The sequence below is a fragment of the Thalassospira xiamenensis M-5 = DSM 17429 genome (assembly GCF_000300235.2).
Taxonomy (GTDB): domain Bacteria; phylum Pseudomonadota; class Alphaproteobacteria; order Rhodospirillales; family Thalassospiraceae; genus Thalassospira; species Thalassospira xiamenensis.
On sequence record NZ_CP004388.1, the window covers coordinates 1,927,924 to 1,950,968 of the forward strand.

Consider the following 23,045-nt stretch of genomic DNA (forward strand, 5'->3'; position numbering starts at 1 on the left):
ACGCAATACTGACATGCCTGAAACGTCGGTGAAAGCATGGCTTTGCCCCTGATGCCAGCCATGATCGGGCGGCATCTTTCCCAACAGTTGGAAAAGTTGCCGAAATTGGCTGTCTCCGGCCCTTGCGGCGGGGGCGGCGGGGTGCTAGTTTCCGCGCTGTAATTTCAGGTTCCGGCAGGCTGCCTGCCTGTCGGGTGTTTTGTCATTCCTTAAGAGAGACTTTCATCCATGTCGTCTTTGGATAAGGAAACAGTTCGCAGGATCGCCTTTCTGTCGCGTATCAACGTGTCCGAAGAAGGGCTTGGCGAACTGGCGGGAGATTTGACCCGTATCCTCGATTTCGTCGAGGAACTGCAAGAAGTTGATGTCGAGGGTTGTGATCCCCTGACGTCGGTTGCCGATCTGACCCTGCCGATGCGCAAGGACGAAGTCACCGATGGCAATATCCAGCAAAAAGTGCTGTCAAACGCACCGATGACCGATGCTGGCTGTTTTGTTGTGCCGAAGGTGGTTGAATAATGACTGATCTGACAAATCTGACGCTTGCCGAAGCCCGTGACGGGCTGGCAAAGGGCGATTACACGTCGGTCGAACTGACCGAAGCCCACATCAAATCGATGGAAGCGCACCGTAATCTGAACGCTTACATCACCGAAACCCCGGACAAGGCCATCGACATGGCCAAGGCTTCCGATGCCAAGCGCGCCAAGGGTGACGCGGGCAAAATGGAAGGCCTGCCGATTGCGATCAAGGATCTGTTCTGCACCGAAGGTGTCCAGACGACCGCAGCCTCGCACATTCTTGAGGGGTTCAAACCGGAATATGAATCCACCGTCACCACCAACCTGTTCAATAACGGCGCGGTGATGCTCGGCAAGGCCAACCTTGATGAATTCGCCATGGGGTCGTCCAATACCTCGTCCTATTACGGCAATGTCATCAACCCGTGGAAGGGCAAGGATGGCAAGGATCTGGTTCCGGGTGGTTCATCTGGTGGTTCGGCGGCTGCTGTTGCTGCGGGCATGGCGCTGGCGGCGACCGGTACCGATACCGGCGGCTCGATCCGTCAACCGGCATCCTATTGCGGTATTGTCGGCCTGAAGCCAACCTATGGCCGTTGCTCGCGCTGGGGCATTGTCGCCTTTGCAAGCTCGCTTGATCAGGCTGGTCCGATGACCAAAACCGTTCGCGACGCTGCGATCATGCTGGGCGCAATGGCCGGACACGATGCCAAGGACAGCACATCCGCCCCGGTTGCGGTTCCTGATTTCGAGGCCGCCCTGACGGGTGACATTCGCGACATGAAAATCGGTATTCCCAAAGAATACCGTGTCGATAACATGCCCGAAGAAATCAACAAGCTGTGGGATAACGGTATTGCGATGCTGCGTGATGCGGGTGCCGAAGTGGTCGATGTGACCCTGCCGCACACCAAATATGCGCTTGGCACCTATTATATCGTTGCTCCGGCCGAGGCATCCTCGAACCTTGCGCGTTATGACGGCCTGCGTTACGGCCAGCGCGTCATGGACGAAGGCGACAGCCTGGACGACATGTATATGAAGTCACGTGCGGCTGGTTTCGGCAAGGAAGTCCAGCGCCGCATCATGATCGGCACCTATGTGCTGTCGGCTGGCTACTATGACGCCTACTACAACAAGGCCCTTAAAGTCCGTCGTCGCATTTACGAGGATTTCGCAACCGCATTCGGCACCGTTGATGCCATTCTGGCACCGACCGCTCCGTCGGCGGCCTTTGCTATTGGTGAAAACGAAGACGATCCGGTCAAAATGTATCTGAACGATGTCTTTACCGTTCCGGCAAGTCTTGCGGGTCTTCCGGGTCTGTCCGTTCCAACGGGCCTGTCTGCCGAAGGTCTGCCGCTTGGTCTGCAGCTGATTGGTAAGCCGTTTGACGAAGAAACCGTTCTGCGTGTCGGTGGCGTGCTTGAAACTGCCGCCAACTTTACCGCGAAACCGGCCGGGCAGGAGGGCTGATCCATGACCTATATCATCGAAGGTTCAACCGGCCCTTGGGAAATCGTTGTCGGTCTGGAAGTCCACTGTCAGGTGGTTTCCAAATCCAAACTGTTTTCCGGTGCATCGACCACATTCGGTAACGATCCGAACACCAATGTCAGCCTTGTTGACGCGGCCATGCCGGGCATGTTGCCCGTGATCAACGAGGAATGTGTGCGGCAAGCCGTCAAGACCGGCCTTGGCCTCAAAGCCAGGATCAATCTTGAAAGCGTCTTTGCGCGCAAGAACTACTTCTATGCCGATCTGCCGCAGGGCTATCAGATTTCACAGTTCGACAAACCGATTGTCGGCGAGGGGATCATTATCCTCGACATGCCTGATGGCTCGACCAAATCGGTTGGCATTGAACGCCTGCATCTTGAACAGGATGCCGGTAAATCGATGCACGATCAGGACCCGAAATATTCGCATATCGATTTGAACCGTTCGGGCGTTGCCCTGATGGAAATCGTGTCCAAGCCTGATATCCGCACCCCGGAAGAAGCCGGCGCATACCTGACCAAGTTGCGCGCGATTGTGCGTTACCTTGGCACATGCGATGGCAATATGAACGAGGGTTCGATGCGTTGCGATGCCAACGTTTCGGTCCGTCGTCCGGGTGCCGAATTTGGCACGCGTTGCGAAATCAAGAACGTCAACTCCATCCGTTATGTGATGCAGGCGATCGAGATCGAAGCAAAGCGTCAGGTCGAAGTCATCGAAGCCGGTGGCGAAATCGTTCAGGAAACCCGTCTTTACGATCCGCGTCTGGGTGAAACCCGTTCGATGCGGTCCAAGGAAATGGCACATGATTACCGATATTTCCCGGACCCGGATCTGCTGCCGCTAGTATTCGATCAGGCATTCGTTTCCGAAATCGAAAAGACCCTGCCGGAACTCCCGGACGAGAAAAAAGCCCGCTTCATGCGTGAAAACGGCCTATCGGCTTATGATGCCGGTGTTCTCGTCGCAGATCAGGAAAAGGCCGCCTATTACGAAGTCGTTGCCAAGGGCCGCGACGGCAAACTTGCCGCGAACTGGGTGATCACCAACCTGTTTGGTGCGCTCAACAAGCTGGAAGTTCCCGTCACCGAAAGCCCGGTTACGGCCGAAAATCTCGGCAAACTTCTGGACCTGATCTCGGATGACACCATTTCAGGCCGCATCGCCAAGGACGTCTTTGAAATCATGATCGAAACCGGCAATGACCCGGAAAAGATCGTGGAAGAAAAAGGTCTGAAGCAGATCACCGATACCGGTGCGATTGAAACAGCAATCGACGAAGTCATTGCGGCCAACCCGGACAAGGTTAAGGAAATCCGCGACGGCAAGGACCGCATGCTGGGTTGGTTCGTTGGCCAGGTCATGAAATCCACGGGTGGCAAAGCCAACCCAGGCATGGTCAACCAGATGCTCCGCGACAAAATCCTCGGCTGATTTCAATCATCAGAAGATGTGCAAAAGCCGCCCGTTTCGATCTGAAACAGGCGGCTTTTTGTTGGGTTCTATGTGTCGCTAATCATCTTCAACGTTAATGAGCCAAATGTTGCCTGAAGATTTCATAAAACATATTTTTGTAGAATTGGGAGGCACCTGAGCTTTTTGTCGTTAAATCACAGATTTGCTGCCTGTAAGAGTAGGTTCAGGTTTCTTGGAGATGGCTCAATACCCCGATCTCTTTCTGCTTGCAGCATTTCATAGCTTAGAACAATAACGCGAGCCGCCTCCGATATGCCCCATGTCCTATTGTTTTGTGAGCGATAGGATTCAATTTCCTCGAGAATCATGCGTATTAAATCGGCGTCAATCACGCGCACTTGATCCCGCACTTCGCTTCTCAGCATGCTGCCCCTTCCTGTCAGCAGCCAGCTTGCGTCTATGCCCTTGTCAACCAGTACAGCCAAAGATGATGCTTTTGGTTCATTTTTGTCCAACTCGTAACGTTCCCACGATTTGCGTGTAAGTCCGGCAAGGTTTGCTGCTTCCGATGCACTAAGCCCTAGATGCTTTCTTGCCTCTCTTATTCGCTCACTAAGGTTGGTTATCATAACTGCTGTTCCTGTATGGAATTGGAGTGTGAAGAATCAAAAAAACATGAACCTTTGATTTATTTAGATTCTCAAAATTGATGCTTTTGGGTTTAATGGCCTAAAAAAATACCACTAAAGGTGTTTTTTCTTGATTTTGGTTCATTTTTGTACCACTGTTTCTTTGTCTTTGATGGTGTGTGCAGAGTGAACTTCAGTGCCAAACTGAAATGATCGCCTGTATCCGTGCATAAGCGATGTTTTGCCCGGGCGATATTTGGCATTCGCGATCTATCTGCGCTTGACTGTTAACTTTCCGACCGGGGTGTTGGTTAATCTCAAGCAAAGTTTGAGACGTGATTATACGCAGCTTGGCGAAGTGCTCAGGATGATCGTCGCACAGTGTTTATTTCCTGTAAGCATTCTGAAACCTTAGAAAACCTTCGTGATGACTTGAGGCAATGTCGCATATTTCATCTCAGGTTGCGTGCGGGCAGGTCATGTTCATTCAAAGCCATTGATTGCATGGGACAATTTTGCTCAGAGCGAAACAGTTTCCTCTGATTGCGGCGTGAAATGAATTCATTCTTTTGTATCAAGGCTCCCTCTAGATGTGTGGTTCTTTTTTGGGGGAGTAATACTAAAGGATAGTTATTGGGGTGTGGGGTAGTAATATGGGGCTTCTAAAGCGAATTAAAATTGCCATCAAAGTTGCTGGCGGTTTTGGCGTGATGTTGGTTTTGATGATCACGGTGTCGGCGATCTGCGTTATTGCATTGATGGATGCAGACAGTAATTTCAACGAGTATCGGCAGATTGCACTGCAATCAAACCAAGCTTCACGTGTTCAGGCCAATATGCTTGAAGCTCGCGTCTCGGTTTTGAATTTTCAGATGAGGCAGTCTCCTGAAGCACTTGAAAACGCAAATCAAAGATTGGAAACAACCAAAAAGCTTAACGCCGAATTTTTGTCTCTTGTTAAAGACCCTGACTATCTCGAAAGTGCGAAAGCTGTGGATCAGGATATTGCGGCGTATGCTGCGGCGGTTCGTGCGTTAAGCGCAACCAAGGATACTGCGGAACAACAACGTATCGCTGAATCAACCCTGAACGTTCTGGGGCCAAAGGTCGCAAGCGACATCGAAGAACTCAAACTGTCCTTCAAAGCCAAACAGGATGAGATTGGTCCTAGAGCAAAAGCAGAAAACGCTTTTGCCATTTCGCTTGCCGCAATTATTTCTGCAATTGCTGTTGTGGTCGGTTTGGCAGCAGCGTGGCTGATCGGTGTTGGTATTTCGCGTCCGATTATTACCATTACAAACGCGATGCGGGTTCTTGCCGGAGGCGACAAAACCGTCGATATCCCCGGACAGGATCACAAGGATGAAATTGGTGATATGGCCAAGGCGGTGCTCGTGTTTAAAGAAAACATGATCAAGGCAGAGGAACTGGCCGCCCAGGAAGTCGAAGCCCAGAAACAGCGTGAATCCCGCGCCAGGTTGATCGAAAAACTGACCGGTGATTTTGAAGGTGATGTATCGGTCGTTCTGAAAACGGTCTCGGATGCAGCGACCGAAATGCAGCATACTGCAACGTCAATGACGGCAACCGCGGAAGAAACCAGTCGTCAGTCAACGGTTGTTGCTGCGGCGGCCGAGCAGGCATCAAATAATGTTCAAACCGTTGCCAGCGCATCCGAAGAACTAAGTGCATCGATCTCTGAAATCAGCCATCAGGTTACCCAGTCATCCCGTGTGGCGGATAAGGCTGTTGTGGAAGCGCAAAGTACGAATGCACAGGTTCGTGGACTTGCAGAAGCGGCTCAGAAAATTGGTGATGTTGTCGGTTTGATCAGTGATATTGCGGCACAGACCAATCTTTTGGCTCTGAATGCCACAATCGAGGCTGCCCGCGCAGGTGAAGCAGGCAAAGGTTTTGCCGTTGTCGCGGCCGAGGTGAAAAACCTTGCTAATGCGACCTCCAAGGCCACCGAGGAAATTACAAATCAGATAACCGCAATCCAAAGCGAAACAGAGGGCGCTGTTGTTGCCATTGATTCCATCGGAACAACCATCACCGAAATTAGTGAAATTGCATCGGCAATAGCCAGTGCGGTTGAACAGCAAGGTGCCGCAACCGATGAAATCAATCGTAACGTCCAGGAGGCTTCTGCGGGTACCGGCGAAGTAACGGCCAATATTCACGGTGTCAACCAAGCCGCGGCATCAACCGGGGCTGCGGCCGAACAAGTTCTTTCTGCCTCCAATAATATGTCTCAGCAGGCAGATATCCTGCTTCAGAAAGTCGAAGCTTTCTTGTCGGCGGTAAAGGCTGCTTAGGCTGTCTGCTACGTTTCGCCAAGGCTCGGGCGCTGATATGGTATTATGAATGCCACCGATCTTGTTTCGGCGTTATCTTTCAATGGTTAAGCCTGATTTAGCATGCGGGCTTAACCATTTTTCTATGTGCAATTTGCTTGGTGCCCGATGAAGTGATCCTGATGTTCCATTTTTTTTGCAAGCTCAGAGGCGAAATATTTTCCTAAGTGCCCGCAGTCCGGTAATCGCGCGGTGATGCGCCAAGGATGCGTTTGAACATATTGCTGAACGCGGCGGGATTGTCATAGCCAAGGTCCATCGCAATCGTTGTAACGGCTTCACCTGCGGCCAGTCTTGGCAGGGCGGCAAGGATGCAGGCCTGTTGACGCCATTCGACAAAGCTTGATCCGGTTTCCTTGCGAAACTGCCGGGTAAAGCTTCGGCGGCTCATGCCCAGATGATGGCACCAGTCATCGATGGTTTCATGCGGTGTCGGAGATGCCAGAAAGGCACGGCATTTTTCCCGTAATGCGACCTGTTCCGGTAGCGGAAGCGACAGTGGCAGGACCGGCAACCGTTTGATTTCATGTTCAATCAGCGCCATCAATACACCGTCACGACCCGCCATGTCATATTCCGCCGGGACGGCAACCGCTTCGATCAGTAAATGACGCATCAGCGATGAAATGCCGACCACCTTGCACTGGTTGTCCGCCGCACCAAGCCGGTCCGGGCGCAGATAAAGCGACCGCATTTTGACATCGCCAAACAGGCGGACCTCGTGGATCACCCCGGCGGGGATCAGCATGCCGCGCTGGGGCGGCATCATCCATGCGCCTTGTGGGGTTGATGCCATCAAAACCCCGGTCATGCCATATAGCAACTGATCGCGATCATGGCGATGGGCGGCAATCACATGACCATCGGGATAATCCGTACCCAATGCGATAACCGGTCTTGGAACTTCGCGAAATGATGACATTGATGCCTGTCTGTGATGATTGGCCCAGTCTGGTAATAAATTGACCCTAACGCGGTGGTGGGCCGTTTTGCAATTTTTATAATGACGATCAACGCACCAAGGCGTGCGTTTAATGTCATTTCAACGAGGTCCCCGATGAACGAAGCCGTTCTCAACCGACCGCAAGTCTCCCGAACCGTTTTGCCGGTTCTGGGTGCGGCCAGTTTCTGCCATTTGCTGAACGATATGATCCAGTCGCTATTTGTCGCGGCTTATCCGGTGTTCAAGGGCGGCTTTGACCTATCCTTTGCGCAGCTCGGTCTATTGACCCTGACCTATCAGGTGACGGCATCACTGTTGCAGCCCTTTATCGGCCATTTCACCGACCGTCGGCCGCAACCTTATTCCCTGCCGTTTGGTATGGGGATGTCGATGGCGGGGCTTCTGGTGCTGTCCTCGGCAACCAGTTTTGCGATGCTGCTTGTGGGCAGTGCGATGCTCGGCGTGGGATCATCGATCTTTCACCCGGAATCCTCGCGTCTGGCGCGTCTGGCATCGGGCGGGGCGCATGGATTTGCGCAGTCGCTGTTTCAGGTGGGCGGCAATGTCGGTTCAGCCATCGGGCCGTTGCTGGTGGTCGCAGTGGTTTTGCCGCACGGACAGGGCGGTCTGGCATGGTTTGCCTTTGCCGCATTGGCTGGGGTCGTCATCCTGACCCTTCTTGGGCGCTGGTATAAACGCAACGGCCATGCCGTGCGCCGCCCGCGTGTTGTTCATCTGGCGGCAAATCTTCCGGCCCGACGCCAGGTGATTGGCGGCCTTCTGGTTCTGTTCTGTCTGATGCTGTCGAAATGGTTCTATCTCGCCAGCTTCACCAGCTATTACGTGTTTTACCTCATGGAAAAATTCCCGCTCTCCGAAGGCGATGCCCAGATTTATCTGTTCATTTTCCTGGCCTCGGTTGCGGCGGGAACCCTGATCGGCGGATCGGTCGGCGACCGGATTGGCCGCAAAAAGGTGATCTGGGGATCGATCCTTGGGGCGCTACCCTTTGCAATGATCCTGCCCTATGTCGGGTTGGGGGCAACCGTGATGCTCTCGATTGCCATCGGTCTGATCCTGTCATCGGCATTTTCGGCGATTGTTGTCTATGCGCAGGAACTTGTGCCGGGACGTATTGGCATGATTTCCGGTCTGTTCTTTGGCCTGGCCTTTGGGCTTGGCGGGATTGGTGCGGCCATTCTTGGCGTGATGGCTGATCATTTCGGGCTGGGGCTGGTCTATCAGGTTTGCGCATGGTTACCGGCCATTGGTTTCCTTGCGATTTTCCTGCCTGATATCGAACATGTCGACAAAGCCTGAATGCGGGAAACCGAAACGCAAAAGACCGCCCATCGGGGCGGCCTTCCGCGTGGATATCTTGATCGATCAGGCCAGTTCGCGGGCCGGATAACCGGCATCGTCAATGGCGGCGATCAGGGCTGCGACATCGGGATTGCCGGTCACGGTTACTTCGCCCTTTGCAAGGTCGATATCGGCTTTTTCAACCCCCGAAACGCCCTCGACAGCTTTGGTAACAGTGGCAGCGCAATGGCCGCAGCTCATTTCATCGACTTTCAGTTTCAGCATTCCGGTTGCTCCGTCAGGTTGGATTCGATAATCCGACTATGGGGCTTCCAGTTGCTGGAAGGTCAAGCGATTATTTACCAAGCAGTTTGATAACCTCATCTGCGGCCGCATCGCTGGATGCAGGGTTCTGGCCAGTTACCAGTTTGCCATCGACAACCGCATGGGACGCCCACATGTCAGCGCGTTCATAAAGGCCGCCCTGTTTGGTGAATTCGTCCTCAATCAGAAGCGGGACGACCTTTTCAAGGCCGACGGCCTTTTCTTCGTCATTGGTGAAGCCGGTGACTTTTTTGCCCGCCACCAGCGGCTTGCCGTCTTTGGTTTTGGCATTCACGAATGCTGCCGGGCCGTGGCAGACAGCGGCCACCGGTTTGTCCTGTGCGACGAATGCCTCGATCAATGCGATGGATTTGGCATCAATTGCCAGATCCCAAAGCGGCCCGTGACCGCCGGGATAAAACAGTGCGTCATAATCATCGGCTTTCAGGCCATCAAGTTTCACGGTGTTGGCGAATGCTTTCTGGGCGTCGGCATCACCTTCAAACCGTTTGGTCGCCTCGGTCAGGGCATCGGGAACCTGGCTGTTGGGATCAAGCGGCGGCTGACCACCCTTGGGGGATGCCAGCGTGATATCGGCACCGGCATCGCGGAACCGGAAATAGGGGGCGGCAAGTTCTTCCAGCCAGATACCGGTTTTATGGCCGGTATCGCCCATTTTGTCGTGGGACGTCACAATCATCAGAATACGCATCGTTTTGGTCCTTGATATGTGAATAGGATTTGCACCAAGGATAGAATGCTGATCTAATTTGCGGAAGATCGAAGAATTGGACAGATTGTCAAATTAAATGAGCATATAAAATGTCGGCACTGGATGAAGTTCGGGCAATGATGATTTTCGCCCGTGTGGTCGAGGATGGCGGGTTTTCTGCCGCAGCGCGCAAGATGGGGCTGAGCCGTGCTGCGGTGTCTCATCAGATCAGGCAGCTTGAAGCCAAACTTGGCGTGCCGCTGCTTCGGCGCAGCACCCGCAATTTCAGCCTGACCGATGCCGGAACGCGTTATTACGACAGTTGCCGGACGATTGCGCTGGAGGCTGAGGCCGCCCGCAAGCGGGTCGAAGTCATGCGTGACGAGCCGGTCGGCAAGATATCGATTACTTCATCGGTGCATCTGGGCACACTTCGGATCGTGCCGATCCTTGACCGGTTTCGCCAGACCTATCCGGGGGTGGCGATTGATGTTCATCTGTCTGACGAGGTTGTCGATCTGATCGGGCGGGGGATTGATATTGGCATCCGGTCCGGGCCGCTTAAAAGCTCGGAGCTTAAAAGCTTCAAGCTCTATCAGACCCACCGGATCATTGCGGCGTCGTCGGGGTATGTTGCACGGGTGGGCTTGCCCGAAACCCCCGAACAGCTCGCCGATCATGACTGGGTGATGTATAGCCGGGTTCCCGAAACCCTGCGCCTGATCTGCGATGATCAGGAAAAATCCATTCGGGTATCGGGTAGTGTCCGGGTTGATAATGCAACCGCCCGTCTGCAATTCCTGCGTGGCGGGCACGGGCTTGCGGTTGTGCCGTTTTGCGATATTGCCGATGAAATTGAGCGCGGCGATGTCGTGCATGTTCTGCCGAACTGCAAATTGCCCGATCTTGAAGTTTTTGCCGTCTTTCCGGCCGGTGTGACGCGCAGTGCCAAAATCCAGTCGCTGCTTGATTTCATGCGCCGCGAACTGCGCGATATCGATATGGGTCGCAATGGCGGATAACCGTTTTTGGCTGCCGTTGTCATATTGATCAATCCCGATTGATCGGCTATTCCCCAATAACGATTTTCGGGGGAAACCATGGCCAAGCTGTTCTTTTATTATTCGTCGATGAATGCGGGCAAATCGACGACGCTTTTGCAATCGAGCTTCAACTATCAGGAACGCGGCATGCAGACGCTTCTGCTGACCGTGGCGTTTGATGATCGTTTCGGTGTCGGCAAGATCGCATCGCGCATTGGCCTTGAAGCCCCGGCCGTCTTGTTTGACGGCAATACCGATCTTTGCGCCCTGATTGGGGAAAAGCTTGATGAAGGCCGGATTGATTGCGTGCTGGTGGACGAGGCGCAGTTTCTGACCAAGGATCAGGTCTGGCAGCTTTCCGATGTCGCCGACAAGCTTGGCGTGCCGGTGCTGTGTTATGGCATCCGTACCGATTTTCAGGGGCAGCTTTTCGAAGGCTCGAAATGGCTTCTGGCCTGGGCGGACAAGCTAAGCGAACTTAAGACAATCTGTCATTGCGGACGCAAGGCCGGGATGGTTCTGCGCGTTGATGAAAACGGCAATACGGTGCGCGAGGGGGCCCAGGTCGAAATCGGTGGCAATGATCGCTATGTCTCGGTCTGCCGACAGCATTTCAAGGAAGCGATGGGCAAATAAGCCGCCCGAATCCCTATTTTTCACAAAAAATGTTTAATCACATCGATTATTCATTTTTACTCAGGAATAAATCAGGGACGTGATTTCCGGTGCGATCAGCGTGTAAGCCACCAGCCACATCACCGCACAGGTGACCCCATCAATGATTTTCCACGTGATCGGCCGCGCCACATAGGGGGCCAGCCACGCCGCGCCCAGCGCGATGGCAAAGAACCAGACGAAGCTTGCGCTCATCGCGCCAAGCGCAAAGGTCAGCCGTTCGTCGGCGGGGAATTGCCCGCCAATCCCGCCCAGCATGACAACGGTATCAAGATATACATGCGGGTTCAGGAGGGTCACGGCAAGCGCCGTCGACAGAACTGCCTTCCAGCCCGCCTGCCTGACATCGCTTTCTGACAGGGTTTCGGTTTCAAACAGACGCCTGAGCGCTGCAAACCCGTACCAGATCAGGAAGGCCGCACCGCCCCACGTCGCGATTTTGGTCAGGATCGGGTAGTTGGCAACCAACGTTCCCAGACCGGCAACACCGGCTGCGATCAGGATGGTATCACATAGCGCGCAGACAAATGCCACCATCACCGGATGGTTGCGACGCAACCCTTGCCCGAGAACAAAGGCATTCTGCGCGCCAATGGCAATGATCAGTCCGCCGCCAAGGCCAAATCCGGTCGCAAAGGTCAGAAGCATTTTTCATCCCGCAAAATCGCTGTTGATGGGGCAGGGATAGCAGTTTTAAGAAATAAGAAAATCGAATTATCATGATATAGTATTAGTAAATTTTATGGCAGGAGTGCGCGAGGCAGCGTATGGCCTGCCCTGGTATCGTTTGGCTCGCAAGCTTGTTTAAGCAGCATGGAAGCATCGTCGTGACGACAGGTGATATACCCTGATGGGGGCGATACATCTTTGGTGGTAGGCGATACATCGATGAAGGGGATGCGTGGCTGGTGGATGAGGCGGGGATAATAAAATGATCGATTACAAGCTGTTGCAGGCCAGTGCCGAGGTGATCCGGCATGGCAGTTTCGAAAAGGCGGCGCGTGATCTTGGTCTGACGCAGTCGGCGATATCGCAGCGGGTCAAGTTGCTGGAAGACCGGCTGGGGCAGCCATTGATCATCCGGTCTAAACCGATTGCCGCGACCGATGCCGGAAAGCGGCTTTTGCAGCATTATCAGCGGGTCAGTCTGCTTGAGCAGGAATTATATGAGGAATTACCAAAGCTGCATTCGGCCAACCGGTTTGGCCAGATCGCGATTGCGGTGAATGCCGACAGTCTGGCGACATGGTTTGTCAATGTGCCCAAGAAGCTGTTTGATGAGCTTGACCTGCTGGTGCATCTGACGGTTGAGGACGAGGCACTTAATCACGAGGCACTTCAGGCCGGAACGGTGTTGGGCGCGGTCAGTTTGCGGCCCGATCCGATACAGGGATGCCGGGTGCGGCCATTGGGCTCGATGCGCTATATCATGGTGGTATCGCCGGAATTCCGTGACCGGTATTTTGCCGATGGGGTCACGGCGGATGCGTTGCGATCCTGCCCGGCGGTAAATTTTTCGCGCCATGACGAATTGCAAAACCAGTTCTTAAACAGGTATTTCGGATTGGTGCCGGGGGAATTTCCGGCCCATACGGTGCCAAGTTCACAAGGTTTCGTTACCGTGGCCGAGCAGGGTATCGCCTATGCCGTGGTTGAGGAGCATCAGGCGGCGGAAGGTTTACAGAGCGGACGGTTGGTGCAGCCATGCCCGCATGTAATCGAACGGCCGCTTTATTGGCATCACTGGAATATGCAAAGCGGATTGCTGTCGCAGGTGAACGAGATTGTTCTGGGCGAAGCGCGCCATTATTTGCCCAAAATCGGGAACTAAACGGTTGGGATCGCGTTTGTTTTCGGGTTTGGCGATATGGCATGCCCACCCATCGGCTTTGCCAATCGGATTTGACAGGGGATGAATTCTGCCGCTTACTCATATGACTTCCAGATTGTGCGCTAATGCCTTATGGAAACAGGAAGATTGAATGCCGCATCGCCTTGTTGCCTGTGAACATTGCGATTACCTGCATGTCGAAGACGACATTCCACCGGGCTTTGTGGCACGTTGCATCCGGTGCGGGTCGCCCTTGTATCAGGCGCAGAAGGGTACGGTTGAACGGCCTCTGGCCTTTGCCATTACGGCACTTGTCCTGTTTCTGATTGCCAATTCATTCCCGATCCTGACCTTTGCCATGGAAGGACGCACCGAGAGCAATACGCTGCTGAGCGGGGTTGTGACCTTCTGGCAGGAGGGATTCCCGTTTCTGGCCTTTATGGTCGCGTTGACGTCGATTGCTGCCCCGCTGATGCTGATCGGGGCTTATATCTATGTGCTGGCACCGCTTTATTTCGGGTTCGTGGTGCCGGGCTTGCGGGCAGTCTGGCGTGTTTTGGCTGTTATTCGGCCCTGGTCGATGCTTGATGTGTTTCTGATCGGACTTCTGGTCGCGCTGACGAAGCTGACGGATTTTGCCGATGTCATTGCGGGGCCAGCCTTTTATGCAGTTTGTTTTCTGATCCCGACGACATTGCTGATGAGCACGACGCTGGATCCAAGGACGATCTGGCGGCGACTGGCGCCGGAAAATTTGCGTTATGCGACGTTAGAGGATCTGGAAGAATTGCGTGCCGGTACCGGGCAGGAAAAGGCAACAGGCTGGATGACCTGCGAGATCTGTGCGTTTGTCGTAACGGACAGTGCCGCACGGGAAACCGGGGGCAAATGCCCGCGTTGCGGTACGCATCTGCATCATCGCAAGTCGGGCAGCCTGTCGCGGGCCTGGGCGCTGCTGGTGACGGCGGTCGTTTTGTATATCCCGGCCAACATTTTTCCGATCATGACGATCACCTATCTGGGGCGGGCGGAATCCGATACGATCCTTTCCGGGGTGGTGGTGCTGTTGCAATCTGGTCAATGGCCGATTGCGATTGTTGTCTTCACCGCCAGCGTCGTGGTGCCGATCATGAAGATTATCCTGCTTGGCTGGGTTTATGCCGCAACGGGTCTGGGGCTTGCCGGGCCGCTTCGCGAACGGACATTGATCTATCGCGTGACCGAACTGATCGGGCGCTGGTCGATGATCGACGTGTTTATGGTGTCGATACTGGCAGCACTTGTGAAATTGGGTAACATAGCAACCGTTGCACCGGGCTTTGGTGCTGTGGCCTTCTGTGCCGTGGTCATTCTGACCATGCTGTCGGCAATGGCATTTGATCCGCGGCTGATCTGGGATCGGGCGGGAATGCAAAAGGAACAGGGGATGTCATCATGACGGACGACACCAGCCGGAATGCCGGTCAGGGGCAGCCAGGCAGGCCCGATGTGAAAAAGGCATTTCAGAACCTGCCGGTCATCTGGATCGTGCCGATTGTCGCGTTGATCATCGGCGGTTGGCTTTTGTGGCGCGATGCGGCAGCCAAAGGACCAGAAGTTACCGTGACGTTCGAAACGGCCGAGGGACTGACCGCGGGCAAAACCGCCGTGCGGTATCGTGATGTTGATGTCGGACAGGTTACCGAAATCAATCTGAGCGAGGATTTCGGGCATGTGGTTCTGACGATGCGGATGAATTCGGATTTTGAACCCTATCTGACCGATAAAACCAAATTCTGGGTGGTACGCCCGCGCGTTTCCGCACAGGGGATTTCAGGCCTTCAGACCATCGTTTCAGGGGCTTATATCGAAGCGGTTCCAGACAGGTCTGGCCAAGAGGCCCGCGAGTTTACCGGATCGGAAGAACCGGAATATGTGCCTGATGGATCGGACGGAACACGGTTTATCCTGATGGCGGAGGAACTTGGTTCAGTCGCGTCGGGAACGCCGGTTCTTCTGCGCGGGGTAGAGGTTGGCGAGGTCCTTGATACCAATCTGGATTCCGCGGCCGAAAAGGTGTCGATCCCGATCTATGTCCGCAAGCCGTTTGATGGATTGGTCAAGCGCGATACGCGTTTCTGGAATTCCAGCGGCATCAGTCTTGATCTGAATGCGGAAGGCGTATCGGTGCGTGCCCAATCTGTTCGATCAGTTTTGGCCGGTGGCATCAATTTCTATACGCCTGACGAAAGCCTGAATTCGGAAACAGCAAAACCCGATACGGTGTTCCGGTTAAATGACAGCCGTAAACAGGCGGAAATTCTGGCGTATGGCATCACGCAGAAATACATGCTGTATTTCGATTCCTCTGTACGCGGGCTTTCGCCCGGCGCGCCGGTTGAATTCAATGGCATTCGCGTCGGCACGGTCAACAGCGTCAATCTGGAATATGTCGTTCCCAATCAATCGTTCCGGGTGCCTGTTGAAGTGACGCTGGAGCCCGAACGGGTGCAAATGGTCGGCAATCAGGACACCGCCGATGTCGATTATGCGAAGATCATGGATGTTCTGGTCGAACGTGGTTTGCGGGCACGTCTGAAAACCGGGAGCTTTATAACCGGCCAGCTGTTTGTTGATCTGGGCATGTATCCGGTGACACCACCCCGCTATCTGGGCGATGCGCAGGGGAAAATTCCAGAATTGCCGACATTGCCGCAAAAGATCGACGAGATCAGCAATTCCCTGTCCTCGTTGCTTGAAAAGGTTGAAACATTCCCTATTGAGGAAATCGGCATTCGACTGCTGGGGACTGTCGAGGGGATGGAGAACATTGTTACATCGCCTGCGATCATTGAGAGCATGGATAGCCTGAAACAGGCGGCTGCCGGGGTGAACCAGCTTGTGACGAACCTTGATACCAGCGTGTTGCCAGCCACTCAGAATGCGCTGGAATCCGCGCAGGTTGCACTTGGCGGTGTACGTGACGTGACATCGCCGAATTCGCCGATCCGCTATAATTTTGAGGAAACTCTGAAAGAGCTTTCGGCGGCAGCCCGGTCGTTGCGGGATCTGGCCGATTTCCTTGAGCAAAATCCGAATGCTCTGATCCTGGGCAAACCGGGCCGCCGGGAGGAAGAATGATGCGGGAAATGCAAATGAAACCGAAAACAACGGCGACAATTCGCAAGCGGCTGATCGCGGGGGTGTTCTTGGCATCGCTTGGCTTCCTGTTCGCGTGCAGCACACCGGTTCAGGAACGTTATTATCTGTTATCCCCCGACGATGTTGCAGCCCCGTCGGGGGCCACCCGAACGGCGGTGATGGGGGTGGGACCGATAACCATCCCAAGCCATCTTGATCGCAGCCAGATTGTGACGCGCAGTAGTGACAACCGGCTGGTGATCAACCAGTTTGATCGCTGGGCCGAGCCGCTGGATGAAAACATTCAGCGGGTGTTGATCGAAAACCTTGACCATCGGTTGAGCCCGCAGCGGATCGAGACATTCCCGTGGAACTCGCGCGACGGGGTTGTCTGGCAGATCGTGGTCGATCTGGGACAGTTCGAACGTCAGCTGGACGGTTCGGTGCAGATCGTAGCGCGCTGGAAAATTGTCAATTTCAATTCGGGTGCAACCGCCGTATCCGAACGGTTTACCGATTCCGTGGTTCCCAAGGATACAACAACCGAGGCAACTGTCGCTGCCATGAGCGACCTTTTGGGGCGGCTTAGTGATTCTATTGCCCGGTCTTACAGGTAACCCAAAATATGTCGGGTCGGAAGAGGGCTCCCGATCTTTGATTTGGTCGGTTTTTTGTTGGGGAACCGGAATTCAATCTATTGTTTTTAGCCCAATATTCACCTTATAAAGAGACATAAACACAATAACTGGGACATGCGCCTGACTATGAAATGGCATGCAAATGTCGCTCCAAACAGGACGTTAGGGAGCCAGTGCGCGGTATGTCGGATAAGACATTTGAAGTACGTGTCCAGCGTGGGGACCGCTGGATCATTCATTCGACCTTTGATGTCGAAAGAGAGGCACTCAGCGAGGCTGAGAAGCTTTTAAAAACAAAAGTCTCTGCTGTCAGGGTCGTTCGAGATTGGGAACGTGCCGACGGTCGTCATGTCGAAAAAGTGATTCTGGAGAAGGCTGGCTCCAGCGATGGCGATGATCAGGATGTGCGTATTTCGCACATTGACGATGCTCCTTTGTGTGATTCCGATAATGATCTTATACAGTTTGAAAGCCGGGCCACCATCAATCGGCTGCTACGCAAATATTTCGATCATGAAATTCTGACACCATCCGAGGTAATGTATAATTACCAGAACCTGCGAAAGCTGATGTTCCACGATACATTGATGCCGACAGCGGTTGACAAGGTAGCGGGCATTCATGCCAGGGCGACAGGTGGTGATTACATGGCTGCCATGGACAAGCTTCATGAAGCGATTGATCAGCTTGCCGCCCGTGCCCGTGAAGTTGAAAAAGTCGATCTTCCGGCATTTGAAGATGTTACCATTTCTCAAGTTCGTGATGAGATCGGTAACTTGCGTCTTGCCGAAGATACTGACTTCCTAACGATGGTTGCGCTTACGCGCGCGTTGTCAGCCAACCGCAGCTGGGTCGGAAAGCTGGATTTGGTATTGCAGCTAAAGGGTGACGAGAAAGACGACGCAGCGCGCCAAATCCTGGACGATGTCGTTACGGATATCCTGGGTTCTCCTGTCGCCCTTAAGGAATTGCTAGGGAGTTCGAGCAGCTTTGGTGAGGCTATCATTCTGCACATTGACTTGGCGATGGGGCGAGCTCGCGGTAATCCCGGAGCCGCAGATGATATCCTTGAGCTGCTTAATCCGCTGTTTGGGGCCGGTCTGTTGGCAGGTGCGCAGAATGCAATGTTTGATTACATTGTTCGTGAATTGCGCAGTCCCAATACCCTGACAAACCGGGAAAATGCCCCCGATCCCATGGTGGGTATTCTTGACAGATTGATCAGTGAAAAAGGGGTTTCTTATGACGGGCCAATGGTCGCCGCGCTGGCCGAGCGTGGTGCACGTATACGCAATATCGGCGGTCCGCGGGCTTTGATTGAGGGAGTGGCTGAAATCACCGAACGTTTGCGAGCCAATTGGCGCAAAATGTCTTGGCTTTTGGCCGTTGCCAATTCCGGAATCGTCGAGAGCTATGGTGATGAGTTATTCAAACTGCTTTTGGGTACGGTTAAAGACATGCAGGGTTTGCGGGCTTTCTGCGATAGTGATGCGAAGCCACGCGCCAAAATGGTAACTGTTAGCGCAATGAACCAGGCACTTCTGGCCTCAGAACTGCCGAACAAACAAAAACAGCGGATCGGAAGAATGCTGGACGAGGGACTGGCCGATTATCTGGTGCGTGAAAAGGTGATCGAGCGGATCGACAATCCGTCGCTTCATCTGCGCAAGCGCGCCTATATGCTGGTGCAATTCTGTTCGAGTGGCGTGCTGATTGAGGGAAAGTCGGCATCGATGGCGCGAAAAAGGGTCGTCGGATATTTGAAGCAGCCCAATTTCACCGACAAGCTGGTTGATGACATCAAGGACATGACGGCCAAGGAAGGCACGATTCGTGACTTCTATGCCCTGCTGCAGCGAAGCGGCTTTTAGGGTGGCTGAACCCGGGGTTGGTGGGGAGACGCAGTAAAAACTGCGAAGAGACACACCCCGCGAAGATTGTTGCAGCATATGCTGTGGCAAGATTCGTGGGGTGTTTGTCATTGTTGCCATTCGTTTCGTGAGGCATGCTGCATTCCTGATTAAAGGGGATCGCCATGCCAGAGCGCATTACCAACACCACAAGCATCAGAATGATTGCCTGTTTTGCCTTTGACGATGTCATGAGTCTTGATGTTGTCGGGCCCTTACAGGTTTTTGCATCCGCCAATGCCGAACTGGAGCGGCAGGGGCGTGAACGCGGCTATGAGGTGCTGGTGATTGCCGATGCGGCAGGGCCTGTGCCGACATCGGGCGGTTTCAGGCTGTATGCCGATCTGGATTGGCGGGAGTTGGAGCTGCAAGCGACCGATACGGTGCTGATTGCGGGGGGCGATGGTGTCAATCGGGTGCGCGAGCGGCGGGATATACTGGATTGGCTGGTGCAGGTCGAAATGTGCGTGCCAAGGCTTGGTTCGGTTTGTTCCGGAGCGTTGATCCTTGCCGAGGCAGGATTGCTGGACGGGCGTCTGGCAACCACGCATTGGTCGCGATGTGATGAGATGCGCAAATGTTTCCCCAAGGTCGATGTGATCGAAGATCGTTTGTACAGTTATGATGCGCAGGGCCTGGATGGTGATCCACATATCTTTACCTCAGCCGGGGTGACGGCGGGTATTGATCTGGCGCTAGCACTGGTGGAGGCGGATCACGGGCGGGTAATTGCCCTTGCCGTAGCACGACGTCTGGTGATGTTCTTAAAACGGCCGGGCGGGCAGGCACAGTTTTCTGCCTATCTGACACCCGCCATCGGAACCACGGCACAGCTTGTCGGATTGCTGGAATGGATACCGGCCAATCTGGATGGTGATCTGTCGCTGGAAGTTCTGGCAAATCGTGCGGGAATGTCGGCACGGACATTTTCACGGGTATTCACCCGTGATCTGGGCATGACACCGGCACGTTATGTTGAACGGGTGCGGGTCGAAGCCGCGCGCGCCCTTTTGCAGGATGATGGCATGACGGTGACGCGTGTGGCGCGGCTTTGCGGTTTTGGCCATCCGGAAACCCTGCGCCGGGCCTTTCAACGCCATTTATCTGTCAGTCCGCAGGAATATGCTGATCGTTTCGGACGAAGGCCGGTGACCGTTCCGGTTTAGGTGAACGGCGAAGATATTTTCTTAATCATCTGTTTTTATTGGAGTTGGCAACATGCTGTTACTGACCAATGGATCAGTGCGTCTGCTATTTATTGCCCAGGCGCTTTACTGGTCCTGTTCGCTTATCGGGATAACCCTGACATCACTGATTGGAATTGATCTGGCACCGATGGCGGAACTGGCGACCCTGCCATTGGCCTTGCTGGTTGTGGGCAATCTGGTTTGTGTGCATCCGCTGTCGATGATCATGCAGCATTATGGCAGGCGCACGGGATTGTTTCTGGGAGCGGCGAGCGGCGTGGTTGGCGGTGCTGTCGTGGCGGGTGGTGTGTATCAGACGGAATTTTTGCTGGTGTGTCTGGGCACGTTTTTGATTGGCGGATATCAGGCATCGGCAATGTATTACCGTTATGCCGCCCTTGAGGCGGTCCGCGATGATCAGAAAGGTCGTGCGGCGGCACTTGTGGTTGGTGGCGGTGTTCTGGCTGCGCTGATCGCGCCGGAAATTGCCAGCTATACGCGTAACATGGTCGCGATTCCATTTGCCGGATCGTATCTGGCATTGGCCGGGTTGGCGACCATCGCAGCCCTGATCATGTTGATGTTGCGTGATGGCGGGGTTCCTGCAAAAACGCGCACAGGTGGTGCGGTCATGCTGGAACTGTTGCGCCGTCCAAGGTTGCGCGGGGCGATTGCCATCAGTGCCGCGGGGCATGGCATCATGATCCTTGTGATGACGGCAACACCGCTTGCCATGAAGTTTTGCGGGTTTGATGTCGATACGGCGGCGAATGTCATTCGCTGGCACATTATCGGCATGTTTTTACCGGCCTTTGCCGCCGGCCCGATGATTGACCGGTTTGGCGCGCGTTTGATGGCGATGGTCGGCGCGCTGGCGCTGGTGTTCAGTGTGGCCTTTGCCGTGTCGGGGATCAGTTTTTCGGCGTTTCTCATCAGTTCGTTTTTGCTTGGGATCGGTTGGAACCTGATGCTTCTGGCGGGGACGACTCTTTTGGGCGAGGGGCATGACGCATCGGAACGCGGCCATGCGCAAAGCCTGATGGAGCTTGGCAACAGCATTACCGGAACCGTGGCATCGCTGGTGGCAGGTGCGCTGATTGCAGGGGCAGGGTGGAACATCATCAATTTCGGTGTTTTGCCGGTGCTTCTGGTTGCCATTTTCCTGATGTGGGCGGGGGGGCGCAAACCGGTGACGCAAGGCGCATGACGTAATTAAAGAAACCGCCGGTCAAACGACCGGCGGTTCGAGTTGCAGGGCGAACGGGGAGTGTCGCCCCGGCGCGATCTCGTATCGCGTGGTGTCACGGGCGGGAATGACCGCGCCGCTGTATCCGGGCAATAAAAAACCGGCCCTCAGGCCGGTTGTGCATTCATTGTCGGGCTGTGGGCCGCGACGAATTCCTTGATCTTTTGCAGGACAAATTCACGAGATGAGTTTTCACGGGTGCGAAACAGCACTTCGCGATCGTGAATGACAAGACCGAGATAGACCGGGCTTGTGTGGCCTTCCTTGCTGAGTTTCAGGGCGCGAAGGGTATGACCGTTGTCATCCGTGCTCTGATAGATGGTGCGCATGATGCTTTAACCTGCTTTCTGTCTCTGACGGGTTCAAACCGGAAAAAGAAGCTTACAGTGCCCTTATGACAGCCAAGTTTTTCGCTGCGATGACAGCAATATGATGGTTTGAAGACTCTTTTGATCCTCAACCGCAAAAGGCAATGGCAAAGCCCTTCAAAAAGCTGGTGGTTTCATTCGCCCGATTTGATAAAAGAAAACGACCAGATCGCCTGTTTCCGGCATTGACATGGGATGATGCGATGTTTAAGAAAGGCGTCGTTCCGCACGGAACAGCAAAGAGATAAGGGCAAGTGGCCGAGTGGCTGAAGGCGCTCCCCTGCTAAGGGAGTATGGGGTCAAAAGCCCCATCGAGGGTTCGAATCCCTCCTTGTCCGCCATTGATCAAAGCACCCCAAAAGGGTGCTTTTTTCTTTTAGGCCGGGAATAAAACAATCATTTCAAACGTTATCGTATCAGGCGGGCTCGCTAATGGCGTTCTCGAACATCATCTATGATGGATCAGCTTTAATAATCCGACGAGGTTGCGATGATGTATTTCGATCAGTTCAAGTCCATCGCCAAACCATTGTTACTTGCGGGTTCGACCTTGCTGGCAGTGATGGTTCTGACGGCAACGGCGGCTGCGAGCAAACCGGCTGCTGCGCCAGTTTACGAAATCGCGCAATCGGGTGGTTTTAGCCAAGAAGAACGGCGTATCATTTATGACGTGCTTGATGCGGTTGACCGCAATATTGGCGATGACGAAAATCGAGGCAAAGGTGGCAAGAGCAAGGACAACGGCAACGGCAAAGACAAAGACGGATTGCCACCAGGCATTGCCATGAAGCTTGAGCGCGGCGGCACCTTACCCCCGGGGATTGCCAAGCGCGATCTTCCGGCGGATTTTCAGTCGCGTCTGCCATATCGTTCGGATGCCATTCGCCAGATTGTCGGCAATGATGTGGTCCTGATTGAAAAGGGGACCGATATCATCCTTGATGTGATCCGCGATGTGGTGCGCAACTAGCATCAGATGCGGTACCGACAAAAAACGCGGCGAAAATCTCACCGCGTTTTTTGTTAGTATATCTTTTATCTTTGCAGAAAATCAGGTGAAAGCGTTGAAGGTAATGATTGTCTGGGTGTCCTTGATATGGGGCAGCAGATGGATTTTTTCGTTTACATAGCGCCCGATATCCTGCCCGTCCTCGATATAAACCTTGACCAGCAGTTCGAACGGGCCGGAGATCGAATAGACTTCCGAGACCCCTTCGATTTCCTCGACCAGTGCTGTGGCAACGTCATAGGCTTTGCCCAGATCGCATTTCACGAAAATGAAAAAGGGATGCATCGGTGCGGCTCCGGTATTTGGGGATAAAA

Annotated in this window: 22 protein-coding genes and 1 tRNA gene; 16 read left to right on the forward strand and 7 right to left on the reverse strand. The window is 54.0% G+C overall.

Features of this window, described 5'->3' with window-relative positions:
- Positions 1 to 228 precede the first annotated feature (228 nt).
- From gatC to gatB, 3 genes are read left to right on the forward strand one after another with little or no spacing between them, the layout of a single operon-like run.
- On the forward strand, positions 229 to 519 hold the full coding sequence (gene gatC, locus TH3_RS09050; protein WP_007089905.1) for an Asp-tRNA(Asn)/Glu-tRNA(Gln) amidotransferase subunit GatC: 291 nt from the start codon (positions 229 to 231) through the stop codon (positions 517 to 519).
- A complete protein-coding gene (gatA, locus tag TH3_RS09055) occupies positions 519 to 1,997 on the forward strand; it encodes an Asp-tRNA(Asn)/Glu-tRNA(Gln) amidotransferase subunit GatA (protein WP_007089904.1) in 1,479 nt (492 codons plus the stop codon). The genes gatC and gatA overlap by 1 nt, the downstream gene beginning before the upstream one ends.
- A 3-nt stretch (positions 1,998 to 2,000) precedes the next feature.
- Positions 2,001 to 3,455 (forward strand): Asp-tRNA(Asn)/Glu-tRNA(Gln) amidotransferase subunit GatB, encoded by a 1,455-nt coding sequence (gatB, locus tag TH3_RS09060; protein WP_007089903.1) that lies wholly within the window; start codon positions 2,001 to 2,003, stop codon positions 3,453 to 3,455.
- Between the two features lie 176 nt (positions 3,456 to 3,631).
- Here the strand turns inward: gatB and TH3_RS09065 are convergent, their stop codons facing one another.
- A complete protein-coding gene (locus TH3_RS09065) occupies positions 3,632 to 4,066 on the reverse strand; it encodes a helix-turn-helix domain-containing protein (protein ID WP_007089902.1) in 435 nt (144 codons plus the stop codon).
- Between the two features lie 653 nt (positions 4,067 to 4,719).
- Between TH3_RS09065 and TH3_RS09070 the strand changes: the two genes are divergently transcribed.
- Positions 4,720 to 6,384: a methyl-accepting chemotaxis protein gene (locus TH3_RS09070; protein WP_007089901.1), complete on the forward strand. Its 1,665-nt coding sequence runs from the start codon at positions 4,720 to 4,722 to the stop codon at positions 6,382 to 6,384.
- A 202-nt stretch (positions 6,385 to 6,586) separates the two neighbouring features.
- Here the strand turns inward: TH3_RS09070 and TH3_RS09075 are convergent, their stop codons facing one another.
- Complete coding sequence (locus tag TH3_RS09075; RefSeq protein ID WP_007089900.1) at positions 6,587 to 7,345, reverse strand: AraC family transcriptional regulator; 759 nt, start codon at positions 7,343 to 7,345, stop codon at positions 6,587 to 6,589.
- 135 nt (positions 7,346 to 7,480) lie between these two features.
- Between TH3_RS09075 and TH3_RS09080 the strand changes: the two genes are divergently transcribed.
- Entirely contained in the window at positions 7,481 to 8,686 is a 1,206-nt protein-coding gene (locus TH3_RS09080; protein WP_007089899.1) for an MFS transporter, read from the forward strand.
- 66 nt (positions 8,687 to 8,752) lie between these two features.
- Here the strand turns inward: TH3_RS09080 and TH3_RS09085 are convergent, their stop codons facing one another.
- Entirely contained in the window at positions 8,753 to 8,953 is a 201-nt protein-coding gene (locus TH3_RS09085) for a heavy-metal-associated domain-containing protein (protein ID WP_007089898.1), read from the reverse strand.
- Between the two features lie 70 nt (positions 8,954 to 9,023).
- Entirely contained in the window at positions 9,024 to 9,704 is a 681-nt protein-coding gene (locus tag TH3_RS09090) for a type 1 glutamine amidotransferase domain-containing protein (protein WP_007089897.1), read from the reverse strand.
- A 110-nt stretch (positions 9,705 to 9,814) separates the two neighbouring features.
- Between TH3_RS09090 and TH3_RS09095 the strand changes: the two genes are divergently transcribed.
- Together TH3_RS09095 and TH3_RS09100 are read left to right on the forward strand one after the other, a co-directional pair.
- Entirely contained in the window at positions 9,815 to 10,726 is a 912-nt protein-coding gene (locus tag TH3_RS09095) for a LysR family transcriptional regulator (RefSeq protein ID WP_007089896.1), read from the forward strand.
- Positions 10,727 to 10,804: 78 nt separating this feature from the next.
- Complete coding sequence (locus TH3_RS09100) at positions 10,805 to 11,383, forward strand: thymidine kinase (protein WP_007089895.1); 579 nt, start codon at positions 10,805 to 10,807, stop codon at positions 11,381 to 11,383.
- A 60-nt stretch (positions 11,384 to 11,443) separates the two neighbouring features.
- Here TH3_RS09100 and lysE read toward each other — a convergent pair whose 3' ends face one another.
- Entirely contained in the window at positions 11,444 to 12,070 is a 627-nt protein-coding gene (lysE, locus tag TH3_RS09105) for an L-lysine exporter (protein ID WP_007089894.1), read from the reverse strand.
- 283 nt (positions 12,071 to 12,353) lie between these two features.
- Here lysE and TH3_RS09110 point away from each other — a divergent pair, with 283 nt between their 5' ends.
- The 7 genes from TH3_RS09110 to TH3_RS09140 all read left to right on the forward strand — a co-directional run bounded on the left by TH3_RS09110 (position 12,354) and on the right by TH3_RS09140 (position 21,315).
- Entirely contained in the window at positions 12,354 to 13,253 is a 900-nt protein-coding gene (locus TH3_RS09110; RefSeq protein WP_007089893.1) for a LysR family transcriptional regulator ArgP, read from the forward strand.
- A 151-nt stretch (positions 13,254 to 13,404) separates the two neighbouring features.
- Positions 13,405 to 14,691 (forward strand): paraquat-inducible protein A, encoded by a 1,287-nt coding sequence (locus TH3_RS09115; RefSeq protein ID WP_007089892.1) that lies wholly within the window; start codon positions 13,405 to 13,407, stop codon positions 14,689 to 14,691.
- Positions 14,688 to 16,373, forward strand: coding sequence for a PqiB family protein (locus TH3_RS09120; RefSeq protein WP_007089891.1), 1,686 nt, complete (start codon positions 14,688 to 14,690; stop codon positions 16,371 to 16,373). Before TH3_RS09115 ends, TH3_RS09120 begins: the two co-directional genes overlap by 4 nt.
- Positions 16,374 to 16,387: 14 nt before the next feature.
- Positions 16,388 to 16,990 carry a PqiC family protein gene (locus TH3_RS22375; RefSeq protein ID WP_167710565.1) on the forward strand — a complete coding sequence of 201 codons (603 nt, stop codon included), beginning with the start codon at positions 16,388 to 16,390 and terminating at the stop codon, positions 16,988 to 16,990.
- A gap of 203 nt (positions 16,991 to 17,193) precedes the next feature.
- A complete protein-coding gene (locus TH3_RS09130) occupies positions 17,194 to 18,882 on the forward strand; it encodes a hypothetical protein (RefSeq protein ID WP_007089889.1) in 1,689 nt (562 codons plus the stop codon).
- A gap of 164 nt (positions 18,883 to 19,046) precedes the next feature.
- Complete coding sequence (locus TH3_RS09135) at positions 19,047 to 20,087, forward strand: GlxA family transcriptional regulator (RefSeq protein ID WP_007089888.1); 1,041 nt, start codon at positions 19,047 to 19,049, stop codon at positions 20,085 to 20,087.
- A 52-nt stretch (positions 20,088 to 20,139) separates the two neighbouring features.
- Entirely contained in the window at positions 20,140 to 21,315 is a 1,176-nt protein-coding gene (locus TH3_RS09140) for an MFS transporter (RefSeq protein WP_007089887.1), read from the forward strand.
- A 146-nt stretch (positions 21,316 to 21,461) separates the two neighbouring features.
- Here the strand turns inward: TH3_RS09140 and TH3_RS09145 are convergent, their stop codons facing one another.
- Positions 21,462 to 21,683, reverse strand: a complete 222-nt coding sequence (locus TH3_RS09145; RefSeq protein WP_007089886.1) for a hypothetical protein — start codon at positions 21,681 to 21,683, stop codon at positions 21,462 to 21,464.
- A gap of 287 nt (positions 21,684 to 21,970) precedes the next feature.
- On the opposite strand from TH3_RS09145, the gene TH3_RS09150 reads away from it, so the two are divergent.
- Positions 21,971 to 22,063: transfer RNA gene (locus TH3_RS09150), tRNA-Ser, on the forward strand.
- 149 nt (positions 22,064 to 22,212) lie between these two features.
- Complete coding sequence (locus tag TH3_RS09155; RefSeq protein ID WP_174441858.1) at positions 22,213 to 22,692, forward strand: hypothetical protein; 480 nt, start codon at positions 22,213 to 22,215, stop codon at positions 22,690 to 22,692.
- Between the two features lie 81 nt (positions 22,693 to 22,773).
- On the opposite strand, the gene TH3_RS09160 is transcribed toward TH3_RS09155, so the two are convergent.
- The gene (locus TH3_RS09160) at positions 22,774 to 23,016 is read right to left on the reverse strand and encodes an Lrp/AsnC ligand binding domain-containing protein (protein ID WP_007089884.1); all 243 of its coding nucleotides are present in this window, start codon (positions 23,014 to 23,016) and stop codon (positions 22,774 to 22,776) included.
- Positions 23,017 to 23,045 lie beyond the last annotated feature (29 nt).

What these genes read in the sequence shown, in the direction of transcription:
- gatC (WP_007089905.1), top strand. Translation starts at nt 229, where the DNA reads ATGTCGTCTTTGGATAAGGAAACAGTTCGCAGGATCGCCTTTCTGTCG.
- gatA (WP_007089904.1), top strand. Translation starts at nt 519, where the DNA reads ATGACTGATCTGACAAATCTGACGCTTGCCGAAGCCCGTGACGGGCTG.
- gatB (WP_007089903.1), top strand. Translation starts at nt 2,001, where the DNA reads ATGACCTATATCATCGAAGGTTCAACCGGCCCTTGGGAAATCGTTGTC.
- TH3_RS09065 (WP_007089902.1), bottom strand. Translation starts at nt 4,066, where the DNA reads ATGATAACCAACCTTAGTGAGCGAATAAGAGAGGCAAGAAAGCATCTA.
- TH3_RS09070 (WP_007089901.1), top strand. Translation starts at nt 4,720, where the DNA reads ATGGGGCTTCTAAAGCGAATTAAAATTGCCATCAAAGTTGCTGGCGGT.
- TH3_RS09075 (WP_007089900.1), bottom strand. Translation starts at nt 7,345, where the DNA reads ATGTCATCATTTCGCGAAGTTCCAAGACCGGTTATCGCATTGGGTACG.
- TH3_RS09080 (WP_007089899.1), top strand. Translation starts at nt 7,481, where the DNA reads ATGAACGAAGCCGTTCTCAACCGACCGCAAGTCTCCCGAACCGTTTTG.
- TH3_RS09085 (WP_007089898.1), bottom strand. Translation starts at nt 8,953, where the DNA reads ATGCTGAAACTGAAAGTCGATGAAATGAGCTGCGGCCATTGCGCTGCC.
- TH3_RS09090 (WP_007089897.1), bottom strand. Translation starts at nt 9,704, where the DNA reads ATGCGTATTCTGATGATTGTGACGTCCCACGACAAAATGGGCGATACC.
- TH3_RS09095 (WP_007089896.1), top strand. Translation starts at nt 9,815, where the DNA reads ATGTCGGCACTGGATGAAGTTCGGGCAATGATGATTTTCGCCCGTGTG.
- TH3_RS09100 (WP_007089895.1), top strand. Translation starts at nt 10,805, where the DNA reads ATGGCCAAGCTGTTCTTTTATTATTCGTCGATGAATGCGGGCAAATCG.
- lysE (WP_007089894.1), bottom strand. Translation starts at nt 12,070, where the DNA reads ATGCTTCTGACCTTTGCGACCGGATTTGGCCTTGGCGGCGGACTGATC.
- TH3_RS09110 (WP_007089893.1), top strand. Translation starts at nt 12,354, where the DNA reads ATGATCGATTACAAGCTGTTGCAGGCCAGTGCCGAGGTGATCCGGCAT.
- TH3_RS09115 (WP_007089892.1), top strand. Translation starts at nt 13,405, where the DNA reads ATGCCGCATCGCCTTGTTGCCTGTGAACATTGCGATTACCTGCATGTC.
- TH3_RS09120 (WP_007089891.1), top strand. Translation starts at nt 14,688, where the DNA reads ATGACGGACGACACCAGCCGGAATGCCGGTCAGGGGCAGCCAGGCAGG.
- TH3_RS22375 (WP_167710565.1), top strand. Translation starts at nt 16,388, where the DNA reads ATGAAACCGAAAACAACGGCGACAATTCGCAAGCGGCTGATCGCGGGG.
- TH3_RS09130 (WP_007089889.1), top strand. Translation starts at nt 17,194, where the DNA reads ATGTCGGATAAGACATTTGAAGTACGTGTCCAGCGTGGGGACCGCTGG.
- TH3_RS09135 (WP_007089888.1), top strand. Translation starts at nt 19,047, where the DNA reads ATGCCAGAGCGCATTACCAACACCACAAGCATCAGAATGATTGCCTGT.
- TH3_RS09140 (WP_007089887.1), top strand. Translation starts at nt 20,140, where the DNA reads ATGCTGTTACTGACCAATGGATCAGTGCGTCTGCTATTTATTGCCCAG.
- TH3_RS09145 (WP_007089886.1), bottom strand. Translation starts at nt 21,683, where the DNA reads ATGCGCACCATCTATCAGAGCACGGATGACAACGGTCATACCCTTCGC.
- TH3_RS09155 (WP_174441858.1), top strand. Translation starts at nt 22,213, where the DNA reads ATGATGTATTTCGATCAGTTCAAGTCCATCGCCAAACCATTGTTACTT.
- TH3_RS09160 (WP_007089884.1), bottom strand. Translation starts at nt 23,016, where the DNA reads ATGCATCCCTTTTTCATTTTCGTGAAATGCGATCTGGGCAAAGCCTAT.